The following is an 11,140-nucleotide window of genomic DNA, read 5'->3' on the forward strand; positions in this document are numbered from 1 at the left end:
ACGATGTTAGTATTTGGCAATCAAGACGTTTAGACGTCTATATAAAAATAACCTGCGTGGACAGGACAGCCAAAAGGACAACACAACATGAGTCAGAGCGAAATTCGCGTCGTCGTCGGCCCGGCCAATTACTTTTCCCATACCGGCAGCCTGTCCAGACTGCATGATTTCTTCACCGCCGACATACTGTCACGTGCCGTCTGGGTGTATGGCGAGCGAGCTATCGCCGCTGCCCGTCCCTATCTGCCTGGCGCATTTAATTGTGACGGGGCAAAGCACCTGCTATTTACCGGTCATTGCAGCGAAACAGACGTTCAGCAACTGGCAGAAGATGCCGGTGATCACCGCAGCGTGGTGATTGGCGTGGGCGGCGGCACATTACTCGACACCGCCAAAGCGCTGGCCCGTCGTCTCGGTTTGCCTTTCGTAGCGATCCCAACCATTGCCGCGACCTGTGCGGCCTGGACGCCGCTCTCCGTGTGGTACAACGATGCCGGTCAGGCGCTGCACTTCGACATTTTCGATGACGCCAACTTTCTGGTGCTGGTGGAGCCGCAGATAATCCTCAATGCACCAGAGGAATACTTACTGGCGGGCATCGGCGACACGCTGGCGAAGTGGTACGAAGCAGTCGTGCTGGCACCGCAGCCCGAAACGTTGCCGCTGACCGTGCGCCTGGGGATTAACGGCGCGCTGGCTATTCGCGACGTGCTGCTGCAATACAGCGAGCAGGCGCTGGCTGATAAAAAGCAGGGGAAACTCAGTCAGGCGTTTTGCGATGTGGTGGATGCAATCATTGCCGGCGGCGGCATGGTGGGCGGTCTGGGCGAGCGTTACACCCGCGTGGCGGCGGCACATTCGGTGCATAACGGTCTGACGGTGCTCCCGCAGACGGAGTCGTTTTTACACGGTACCAAAGTGGCCTACGGCATCCTGGTACAGAGTGCGCTGCTGGGGCAAGACGATGTACTGGCTCAACTCACTTCAGCCTACCAGCGTTTCAATTTACCCACCCGGTTGGCCCAGTTAGACGTGGATATAAATAACCGTGCTGAGATCGATAAGGTGATTGCGCACACATTGCGCCCGGTGGAATCCATTCACGCACTGCCGGTCACGTTAACACCAGAAACCCTGCGCGCGGCGTTTGAGAAGGTGGAATCGTTTACGGTGTGAGTGCGATGTGGGTTACCTGATGGTGGGTTGCCTGATGGCGGCTTCGCCTTATCAGGCCTACGCAATGCGGTGTTGTAGGCCGGATAAGCGTCAGCGCCATCCGGCAAAAAATCAACAGCACTTCGCGCCGCCTTTGCCCCCATAGCGCGCATCCTGACGCTCACGGAAGAATTCTTCGTAGGTCATCGGCGCCTGCTCCGGATGCGTGACGCGCATATGCTCAACATAGTTGTCATAATCCGGCACGCCAATCATCAGGCGGGCGGTTTGACCTAAATATTTCCCGGCTTTTGCGAGTGTTTCAAACATAGTCATTCCCTGTCATGCAAACGCCCTCCCCGCTGCGGAGAGGGCTTGTGGGTTATGAGAATATTAGTGCGCGCCTTTCGCCTGCGCCACGATCTCTTCGACATTCTCTGGCATCGGTTCGTACGGCGTTTCTTTTGACGTCGGTTTGTCCTCTTTCAGCGCAACCCTCGCCGTTTTAATGGCGAACAGACCCAGAACCACCACCACCACCATGAAGAAGATGGTCAGTCCAGCATCCAGACGGTTGTTAAACACCAATTGTGAAAGCTGCGACTGGGTGTATTGCGCCGGAATGTTACCGCTGTCGATCATCGCCTGGAACTTGTTGGCGATCGCCAGGAAGCCAATTTTGGTATCCGGGCTAAACGCTTTCTGCCAGCCGGCGGTCAGAGTACAAATCAGCAGCCAGGCGGTTGGCACCAGCGCCACCCATGCGTAGCGCTGACGTTTCATCTTGAACAGTACCACCGCACACAGCATCAGCGCCATGCCAGCCAGCATCTGGTTGGCGATACCAAACAGCGGCCACAGGGTATTGATACCGCCTAATGGATCCACCACGCCCTGGTGCAGGAAGTAACCCCAGGCCAGCACGCACAGCGCCGTTGCCAACAGGTTCGCAGGCAGTGAATCAGTACGCTTCAGGCCTGGTGACACCACGCCCAACAGGTCCTGCAACATAAAGCGTGCAGCACGTGTACCAGCATCGACCGCGGTCAGAATAAACAGGGCTTCGAACAGAATAGCGAAGTGATACCAGAACGACACATCCATCATGCCACCCAGCGCACCGTGCAGAATGTACGCCATCCCTACCGCCAGCGTAGGCGCACCGCCCGCACGAGAAATAATGGATTGCTCGCCCACTTCGTTAGCGATTTGATGCAGGGTATCCGGGGTAATGGCAAAGCCCCAGCTACTGACCACCTGCGCCGCAGAAGCGACCACATCCACCGTGCCTGCAGGTGCCAGCACCGCCATCGGGCTGTTCATCGCAAAGTACACGCCCGGATCGATGATACACGCAGAGACCAGCGCCATGATGGCGACAAAGGACTCCATCAGCATCCCGCCGTAGCCGATAAAACAAGCCTGCCCTTCATTTGCCAGCATCTTCGGCGTGGTGCCGGACGCAATCAGCGCATGGAAGCCAGAAACCGCCCCGCAGGCAATGGTAATAAACAGGAATGGGAACAGGTTGCCCGTCCACACCGGACCGGTGCCGTCAACGAATTTGGTCAGCGCAGGCATGGTCAGCGTTGGACGCATGATCAGAATGCCCACCGCCAGGCCGACAATGGTACCAATTTTCAGGAAGGTAGACAGGTAGTCACGCGGTGCCAGCAGCAGCCACACCGGCAGTACGGCGGCCACGAAGCCGTAACCCACCAGCATCCAGGTCAGCTGTACACCGGTAAAGTCAAAGTACGGTGCCCAGGTTGGGCTTTCAGCCACCCAGCCGCCGGAAATAATGGCAAACACCAGGAATACCAGGCCGATAATCGACACCTCACCAATGCGACCCGGACGCAGATAGCGCAGGTAAATGCCCATAAAGATCGCCAGCGGGATGGTAAACGCTACGGTGTAGGTTCCCCACGGGCTGTGGGTCAGCGCTTTCACGACGATCATCGCCAACACCGCGAGGATAATCACCATGATCATAAAACAGGCCACCAGCGCAATCACACCCGCCGTTGGGCCCATCTCTTCTTTCACCAGTTCGCCCAGGGAACGGCCATCGCGACGGGTGGATACAAACAGCACCATAAAGTCCTGCACCGCGCCCGCCAGTACCACCCCGGCCAGTAGCCAGATCATGCCCGGCAGGTAGCCCATTTGCGCTGCCAGCACCGGTCCGACTAACGGACCCGCTCCGGCAATCGCCGCAAAGTGGTGACCAAACAATACTTTTTTATCGGTAGGAACGTAATCCAGACCGTCGTTATGCCGCACGGCTGGCGTCATACGCGTCGGGTCCAGTGCCAGCACATTTTTCGCGATGTACAGGCCATAAAAACGGTAGGCAATAAGATAGACACAGACCGACGCCACCACAATCCACAGCGCGTTGATCTGTTCACCACGGTTTAACGCAATATATCCCAGGGCAAATGCTCCGATAACGGAGAGCAATGTCCAGAGAAGGTATTTCCCTGATTTATTCATGGTTGTTGTCCGTTTGCGTGATCCAGAAAGATGTTACATTTTGTTTCTATAACACCTTTCCTGAATTTAACAACCTGACAACTACATAAACCCGAGACTCTACTGACTATTTACATTGCATTGTTAACTAGATCACTTCATTTACCTGTTAAGCCTGCAATTTCATTTTACGATGTCGGCAATGTCACCCCATCACCGCCGTGCCTAAGCGACAGGTACAGCAGCGCCGTCCTTGCTCATCAAAAATCACGATCTCCCAGCTTTGGTTCTGCCGCCCGAGATGTAGCGGCTGACAAACGCCGCGCACTTTTCCCTGCGATACCGCACGATGGTGGGTAGCATTGAGTTCCGTACCGACCACACATTGTCCATCGCGGGTCATCATGTAGCCCGCCATCGATCCCAGCGTTTCCGCCAGTGCCGCCGACGCGCCACCGTGCAGCAGACCAAACGGCTGATGGGTACGATGGTCCACCGGCATTTCAGCTTCCAACACGTCATCGCCCAGCCGGGTATAGACCACGCCTAAATGCGCCACCAACGTGTTCTGGCTGGTGGCATTGAGTTCATCGAGCGTGAGGTGTCGTTTCCAGATCATCATTACGCTCCCAGCGTCGAGCCGCCGTCCACCACGATATCCTGCAAGGTGATATGGCTGGCCAGATCGGAGGCGAGGAATAAGACAGTGTTGGCGATTTCCTGCGGACGAGCAATCTTACCCAACGGAATGCCAAGCTTAAACTGCTCGCCAAACCCGCGAATACGCTGCTGTTCGGCGTCGTCACTGACCCACAGCGTACGTTGCATATCGGTGTCGGTCGACCCCGGCGAAACTACATTACAGCGCACGCCACTCGTAGACAGTTCCAGACCGACGGTCAATGCCAGGCTTTTCAGCGCGGCTTTTGACGCGCCGTAAGCGCTCATACCGATGCGTGGCGTATGTGCCGCATCCGATGCAACGGTGACTATCGCCCCGCCCTGCTGGCGGCGAAACTGCGCCATGGTGTGCTGAAACAGATTGAACGCGCCGCCCACATTGACGGCGAAGGTCTGCTGCCAGTCCTCAACGCTCAGCGTGTCGGTTGGCCCCATACGTAAAATCCCGGCGGCGTTGACCAGCACGTCCAGCCGCTCGGTGTTCGCCAGCAAGCGCTCGCACACCTGCGCCACCTGCGGTGCGTCCGCCACATTCATTACCTCGGTGGCAAACGGATAAGCTTCACCGTCAAACGCCAGATCGAAGCCGGTCACCCGCGCACCCGCGTCAACAAACGCCAGCGCCGTGGTGTAACCAATGCCTTTTCCTGCGCCGGTGACCCAGACGGTTTTGCCTGTGAAATCAAACCCAACCATTACTTCACCTCGCGGGAAAGCAGTTTCCACCAGGCGTCAATGGTCGGATTTTTCGCCAGCATCACGAAGTCGATATCGCCATGCACTTTACGCCAGCGGGCGGCCAGCGCCATCATCCGTACCGAATCCAGACCGTAGTCGATCAGATTTTCGTCATCCAGCGGCTCATCGGATTCATCCAGCAACGGCAGAATAACGCTGCGTAGCGCCTCTTTACTGGCAGGCACCGGCGTTGGCAAGAGTTCCTGCGTCATCACCACCCGCCCAGAGCGTCCGGCAACATATTTCAGCGACATCAGGTGTTCATCGCGGCTAAAGTCAGCCAACGCATCGGCCACCATAAACGGCTTAATGTCGCGCATGAACGCGTCGGTTGCGGTGGTCATACAGCCAATATGCGCGTAGACGCCGGTAATAATCAGCTGATTACGCCCAGTTTCTTTCAGCATCTGTTCCAGCGGGGAGCGATGAAACGCGCTGTAGCGCCATTTCACCAGGATTGTATCCGCTTCGTCCGGGGCCAGCGCGTCGACAATCTTCTGCTGTTCCGGCGAGCGCGTCAGCCCCGGTCCCCACATATCGTTCAACAGGGCACGGTCTTCATCGCTTTGATCTTTCGGCTGGGCAGTGTAATAGACCGGAATGTTATGCGCTTTGCAGTACTGGCGCAGCGCGGCAATATTGGCCACTACCTGCTCCATCATCGGGCAGTTATCGCCCCAAAAACCGATAAAATAGTCCTGCATGTCGTGGATCAGCAGCGCAGCACGCTCGGGTTCAAACGCCCAGTCAACTTTATTGGCGGGAACATCAAGCGCGGTGGGCAGCGCATAAGCCTGCAGTTTAGGAATTGCCATCTCTTTTCTCCTTCAGGCCAGTGAACGTGATGCCAGCCACTGACGTAATTGTTTTTTATCCACTTTCCCGACCGGGGTTAGCGGCAGCGACGCCACGCACTCGACGCGGTCCGGTAATTTGAACTCCGCCACGCCCTGCTCACGCAGGAAACGACGCACCTGAACTGCGCGCAGCGGTTCTTTCACCACCAGACAGGCACAGCTTTTCTCGCCCATCAACTCATCGTCCACGCTGACCAGCGCCGCATGAACCACCGCCGGGTGGCGCAGTAACAGGTTTTCTATCTCTTCGGCGGCGATCTTCTCCCCGCCCCGGTTGATCTGATCCTTCTCGCGCCCTTGTACGGTGATGTAACCATCATGATCGATGGCGATCAGGTCGCCTGAGCAGTAGAACCCGTTGGCATCAAAGGCGCTGGCGTTGTGTTCAGGACTGTTGAAATAGCCGCGGAAGGTATACGGCCCGCGCGTCATCAGGCGTCCGGTCTCACCCTGCGGCAAAGGATTACCGTCGGCATCAGCCACCCAGACCTCGTCATCCGGGCACATCGGGCGTCCCTGGGTATTGATGATTCGCTCAGGACTGTCGTCCAGACGGGTGTAGTTCACCAGCCCTTCCGCCATGCCGAAGACCTGCTGTAACTGACAGCCGATCTCTGCCGGAATACGGGCGGCAAGCGAAGCAGAAAGCCTCGCCCCACCGACCTGCAACAGTTTCAGCGATGCCAGTTGCGCATGACTGCCCCATTCTGCAATCGCCTGCAGCCACAGGCTTACCGCCGGGGGAACCAGCGCCGTGACGTTAACCTGATGCTTCTCAATCAGCGGGAAGCACAGCGTGGCGCTCGGGTCCGTCGCCAGCACCACGGTTCCACCGGCGAGGAACACGCCCAGCGCGCCCGGTGAGCTCATGGCGTAGTTATGCGCGGCCGGGATCGCACATAGATAGCGCGTTTCTTCGGTAAAATGGCAAATTTCGTTGCTGCGCCGCACGCTGTAGTAATAATCGTTATGGGTACGCGGGATCAGCTTCGGCGTCCCGGTGGTGCCACCGGAAAGTTGGAAATACGCCACTTCATCGGCAGGCGATGGCGTGGCGGTAAAATTGTGAGCAGGCTGGCTTATCGCATTTTGCAGGTTGTGTTCACCCTCGTCATTGAGCAGCAGCACCACGCGTAGCGAGCTGTGTTCACTCACAAATGCGTTCAGGAAGTCATCCGCAGCAAACAGCGCATGTGCGCGGTCAGCAATCAGCAGCACCGGTTTGATTTGCGTCGCGTAGGCGTTGAGCTCAGTGCGTTGATGGCTGTACAACCCAAAAACCGGAGCCACGCCCAGCTTGAGCAGCGCAAAGAAGGTGATATACAGCTCCGCCACATTGCCCAACTGCACCAGCGCGGTTTCACCGGGTTTAATGCCCTGACGACGCAGGCTGCTGGCAAGATTGTCTGCTGACTGGTTAAGCTGGCGGTAGCTCAGATGCCGCGCTCCATCAATCACCGCCGTATGGTCACTGTCGGCATGACGGGTCAGAATGTCGGTCAGCGGCAGATCCTGCCAGTAGCCTTTTTCACGGTAACGGCGGGCAAATTCTTCCGGCCAACGGGTGAAAGGAATACTCATTATCGCTCCTTAGAGGCCTGGTCAATAAGGCTCTTAATGCAGTCCAAAAACATTCAACATGGTCGAAAGCTTGGCACCCGTTTCACGCCATTCGGCAACCGGGGAAGAGGCAGGCACAATGCCGGCACCGGCGAAGAAACGCACCTGATTACGCAACAGCTTCGCGCAGCGGATCGTCACCACCCACTCGCCGTTGCCCTGCGCATCACACCAGCCGACAATGCCGCCAAACAGTTCGCGCTCGAACGGCTCCAGCTCGGCAATCAGTTTCTGCGCAACGTGATGTGGAAAACCGCTCAGCGCTGGCGTCGGGTGCAGCAGGCAGGCCAGCGTCAGGGCGTTTTCCTGCGCGTTAGCCTTACCTTCAAATGGCGTACCGAGATGCCAGAGCGTGGGCGTGGTGACCAGTTGAGGAGAAGACGGCAGTTGCAGTTCACGACTGCGATCGCGCAGTACCGTTTTCATAGCCTGCGTCACGAGATCGTGTTCATGGCGGTCTTTCTCGGAGGCCAGCAGGCGGATCCCGGCTTCTCTGTCCAACACGTCATCCGGCTGACGCCGCGCCGAACCCGCCAGTGGCAATGAACTGAAATGGTCACCGTCTTTACGTAACAGCAACTCCGGACTGGCGCCGATCAATACGCCGCCATCTTCGATCGGCACATGGAAGTTATAACTTGCCGGATTTTGCGCCACCAGACGCTCCAGCAGCGCACCGCTGTCAATGTTGGCGTCGGCGGTGATATCGATCAGCCGCGACAACACCACTTTGTCCACTTCCGGGGTGGCGGTCCGGGCCGCCGCCTGGGCGACCATGTGTTCAAATACGTCCTGCTCGGGAATCGCTTTACGTTCCACGACGCTCAGCGACTGATGCGCGGTAAAGTAGCGCGACGATTGTTGCTTCGCCGTGCGGGAGAAGCTCTGCCAGGACTGGGGGATAAACAGCGACGATGGCTGGCGGGTATCAAAGGGGATGGCCCCAACCATGATGGGATTAGCGATACCCTGCGATTTGGCATCGGCAAACAGGGCGTGCATTTTTTGCTGGAACGGGCTGTCCGGTGAATCCCCATCAACTGCCGGTTCCGCATAGCGGGCAAAGCATCCTGACGTCGTAAAGCTACGGTACGGCGACATAAAGAAAAAACTGTCGGGAGCAAGTGTTGCCATAGTCTGCGGTATTTCCTCGGCCAGTGACGTATCCATATCATCCTCCAAAAATGATAAAGGTTTTAATAATGATTATCATTTATATTTTCGGTCGCTAACCTAAAAGCAAAGCGCCGGTATGTCAACTCTTGCCGTCACACAATGTGCGACTTAGGCTTGCATCCCTGCCCGCTAACAATGAAAATGAGAAGCATTAACTATATTGATAACAGGAAACTTATTCGTGCAACTCCCCGCGTTTTACCGAACGGCGCTCTTATTGGTTGGGCTGTCTCTTTCAGGAATTTCTTTAAGCCATGCTGCTGACTGGCCGCGTCAGGTCACCGACAGCCGTGGGACTCATACGCTGGAACAGAAGCCACAGCGCATTGTCTCCACCAGCGTGACGCTGACCGGGTCGCTGCTGGCCATTGATGCGCCAATTATCGCCAGCGGGGCCACCACGCCGAATAACCGCATCGGCGATGCACAGGGTTTTTTACGCCAGTGGAGCGAGGTGGCAAAAGCCCGCAAGCTGAGCCGTCTGTATATTGGCGAACCGAGCGCCGAGGCCGTTGCCGCACAAATGCCGGACCTGATTCTGATCAGCGCCACCGGCGGTGATTCTGCCCTCGCCCTGTACGATCAGCTGTCCACCATTGCCCCCACGCTTATTATTAATTACGACGACAAAAGCTGGCAGTCGCTGCTGACGCAGTTAGGTGAGATCACCGGGCATGAACAACAGGCGGCGGCACGCATTGCCGAGTTTGATAAGCAGTTGCAGGCGGTTAAGCAGCGCATTACCCTGCCGCCACAGCCGGTCAGCGCGCTGGTGTACACCGCCGCCGCGCACAGCGCCAACCTGTGGACGCCAGAGTCTGCGCAGGGCCAGCTGATGGAGCAGCTCGGTTTCACGCTGGCACCGCTGCCTGCCGGACTGCATACCAGCCAGAGTCAGGGTAAACGTCACGACATTGTGCAACTTGGCGGTGAAAACCTGGCAACCGGACTGAACGGCGAGGCGCTGTTCCTGTTTGCAGGCGACAGCAAAGATGCCGACGCCATTTACGCGAACCCGCTGTTGGCACACCTGCCAGCCGTGCAGAATAAACGCGTCTACGCACTGGGCACTGAAACCTTCCGTCTGGATTACTACAGCGCCACGCTGCTGCTGCAACGCCTCTCCGCACTGTTTTAATCTTTAGTGCCGGATGAGGTTTACGCCTTATCCGGCATTCACCGGCATCTGCCGAAAACGACGGACCTCACTCAACAGCAACAGCAGCAACAGACCAACGATAGCCAGGCCGAATCCACTGACGCTTGCCGACGCGACCGGCGTCATCATCGCACCCAAACCGCCTAACAGCGCTGCGCCGATGGCATCACCGGTGACGTTCTGTGCGGTCCACAAACCGTTAATACGCCCGAGCATCGCTTCCGGCGTCTGCGTCTGTAACAGGGTGTACTGCAACAGAGAACTCACCGCGCTCAGCCAGCCAAACAGCGCCAGGCAGACCACGCCCAATTGCCAGACCGGCATCAGTCCAAACAGACCAATTGCGAGGAAGGACGCCACGGTCGACGTCAGCATAATCAAACCAGGACGCACGCTGTGCGCCAGTTGCCCACTGGTCAATGCGCCGATGGCGGCACCCAGCGGGATCGCCGCATACAGCAGACCAATCTGGGCGCTCGACATCTGCCAGCTCATCGCCAGCGCCGGGTAAAGTACGCGCACAGCGCTGGCCATGGTCAGCAGGCCGCCCAACAGCGCAATGCCGCCAATCAGCGGACTGGCAAGCAGGAAACGAAATGCTGCCAGCAGGGATTTCAATGGGTGTTCACGTGGCTGGGGCGGCGGCGGTAATGCAGGAAGGCTCAACAACGGCAGTAAGGTAATAAAAGTGCCTGCCGCCGCCAGACCATAGTTCCAGGCCACGCCGCCGGTGGCGAGCAGTACCCCACCTGCCATCGGCGATATCACCGATCCCAGGCGCACCGTCAGCATGGTGATGGCCCCCGCCTGCATCAGGTTTTCACGCCCAACCAGCGCCGGCGTTGCCGCCAGCAGCGCCGTAACGCCCAATGAAGCAAAAAAGCCGTCCCATAAACCGAGGATATAAATTGCCAGCAGCGACGGTTCCGGGAGCAGCGCATTCAGACACAGACCAATAAAGCCAATGCCGCAGGTGCCACGCGCCAGCAGGATCACTTTTTTACGCTCATAGCGGTCGGCCAGCACGCCGCCGATCATCAGGCCAATAAACATCGCGCTGCCGGTGAGCGTTACCGACAAACCAACCTGCCAGGTCGACTGGGTCATCATCTGGATCTGTACCGGCACCGCCACGCCGAGTAGTCCCAGAGAGACGATGGAAATAAAACGGGCAAGGAAAACGGCGCGAAATGCAGGGTGGGTCTTTAGCAGGCTGAGATTGAGCAGCCAGGATTGTCGATTCATTACAGAGCCTTACCAGGTACTTTTTCAATAT

10 protein-coding genes are annotated in these 11,140 nt (G+C 57.4%); 2 read left to right on the forward strand and 8 right to left on the reverse strand.

Features of this window, described 5'->3' with window-relative positions; translation table 11 throughout:
- Positions 1–87: 87 nt before the first annotated feature.
- A complete protein-coding gene (locus tag AC3ITF_RS16135) occupies positions 88–1,176 on the forward strand; it encodes an oxidoreductase (protein ID WP_489175829.1) in 1,089 nt (362 codons plus the stop codon).
- Between the two features lie 111 nt (positions 1,177–1,287).
- On the opposite strand, the gene AC3ITF_RS16140 is transcribed toward AC3ITF_RS16135, so the two are convergent.
- The 7 genes from AC3ITF_RS16140 to entC all read right to left on the reverse strand — a co-directional run bounded on the left by AC3ITF_RS16140 (position 1,288) and on the right by entC (position 8,699).
- Positions 1,288–1,485 carry a YbdD/YjiX family protein gene (locus AC3ITF_RS16140; RefSeq protein WP_096757928.1) on the reverse strand — a complete coding sequence of 66 codons (198 nt, stop codon included), beginning with the start codon at positions 1,483–1,485 and terminating at the stop codon, positions 1,288–1,290.
- A gap of 63 nt (positions 1,486–1,548) precedes the next feature.
- Positions 1,549–3,654 (reverse strand): pyruvate/proton symporter CstA, encoded by a 2,106-nt coding sequence (gene cstA, locus AC3ITF_RS16145; RefSeq protein ID WP_489175830.1) that lies wholly within the window; start codon positions 3,652–3,654, stop codon positions 1,549–1,551.
- A gap of 184 nt (positions 3,655–3,838) precedes the next feature.
- The gene (gene entH, locus AC3ITF_RS16150; RefSeq protein WP_115259979.1) at positions 3,839–4,252 is read right to left on the reverse strand and encodes a proofreading thioesterase EntH; all 414 of its coding nucleotides are present in this window, start codon (positions 4,250–4,252) and stop codon (positions 3,839–3,841) included.
- 2 nt (positions 4,253–4,254) lie between these two features.
- A complete protein-coding gene (gene entA / locus AC3ITF_RS16155) occupies positions 4,255–5,010 on the reverse strand; it encodes a 2,3-dihydro-2,3-dihydroxybenzoate dehydrogenase EntA (RefSeq protein WP_489175831.1) in 756 nt (251 codons plus the stop codon).
- Positions 5,010–5,867 carry an isochorismatase gene (locus AC3ITF_RS16160; protein WP_115259126.1) on the reverse strand — a complete coding sequence of 286 codons (858 nt, stop codon included), beginning with the start codon at positions 5,865–5,867 and terminating at the stop codon, positions 5,010–5,012. The genes entA and AC3ITF_RS16160 overlap by 1 nt, the downstream gene beginning before the upstream one ends.
- A 12-nt stretch (positions 5,868–5,879) precedes the next feature.
- A complete protein-coding gene (gene entE / locus AC3ITF_RS16165) occupies positions 5,880–7,490 on the reverse strand; it encodes a (2,3-dihydroxybenzoyl)adenylate synthase EntE (RefSeq protein WP_297712887.1) in 1,611 nt (536 codons plus the stop codon).
- 33 nt (positions 7,491–7,523) lie between these two features.
- Entirely contained in the window at positions 7,524–8,699 is a 1,176-nt protein-coding gene (gene entC / locus AC3ITF_RS16170) for an isochorismate synthase EntC (RefSeq protein WP_489175832.1), read from the reverse strand.
- 187 nt (positions 8,700–8,886) lie between these two features.
- On the opposite strand from entC, the gene fepB reads away from it, so the two are divergent.
- Positions 8,887–9,843, forward strand: a complete 957-nt coding sequence (gene fepB / locus AC3ITF_RS16175) for a Fe2+-enterobactin ABC transporter substrate-binding protein (RefSeq protein WP_117342199.1) — start codon at positions 8,887–8,889, stop codon at positions 9,841–9,843.
- Positions 9,844–9,870: 27 nt separating this feature from the next.
- On the opposite strand, the gene entS is transcribed toward fepB, so the two are convergent.
- A complete protein-coding gene (gene entS / locus AC3ITF_RS16180) occupies positions 9,871–11,109 on the reverse strand; it encodes an enterobactin transporter EntS (protein ID WP_181631464.1) in 1,239 nt (412 codons plus the stop codon).
- Positions 11,110–11,140: the final 31 nt, after the last annotated feature.

Source organism: Citrobacter sp. KH_055_1 (assembly GCF_057838705.1).

Coding starts and splice junctions, on each gene's coding strand:
- AC3ITF_RS16135 (WP_489175829.1), top strand. CDS start 88: ATGAGTCAGAGCGAAATTCGCGTCGTCGTCGGCCCGGCCAATTACTTT.
- AC3ITF_RS16140 (WP_096757928.1), bottom strand. CDS start 1,485: ATGTTTGAAACACTCGCAAAAGCCGGGAAATATTTAGGTCAAACCGCC.
- cstA (WP_489175830.1), bottom strand. CDS start 3,654: ATGAATAAATCAGGGAAATACCTTCTCTGGACATTGCTCTCCGTTATC.
- entH (WP_115259979.1), bottom strand. CDS start 4,252: ATGATCTGGAAACGACACCTCACGCTCGATGAACTCAATGCCACCAGC.
- entA (WP_489175831.1), bottom strand. CDS start 5,010: ATGGTTGGGTTTGATTTCACAGGCAAAACCGTCTGGGTCACCGGCGCA.
- AC3ITF_RS16160 (WP_115259126.1), bottom strand. CDS start 5,867: ATGGCAATTCCTAAACTGCAGGCTTATGCGCTGCCCACCGCGCTTGAT.
- entE (WP_297712887.1), bottom strand. CDS start 7,490: ATGAGTATTCCTTTCACCCGTTGGCCGGAAGAATTTGCCCGCCGTTAC.
- entC (WP_489175832.1), bottom strand. CDS start 8,699: ATGGATACGTCACTGGCCGAGGAAATACCGCAGACTATGGCAACACTT.
- entS (WP_181631464.1), bottom strand. CDS start 11,109: ATGAATCGACAATCCTGGCTGCTCAATCTCAGCCTGCTAAAGACCCAC.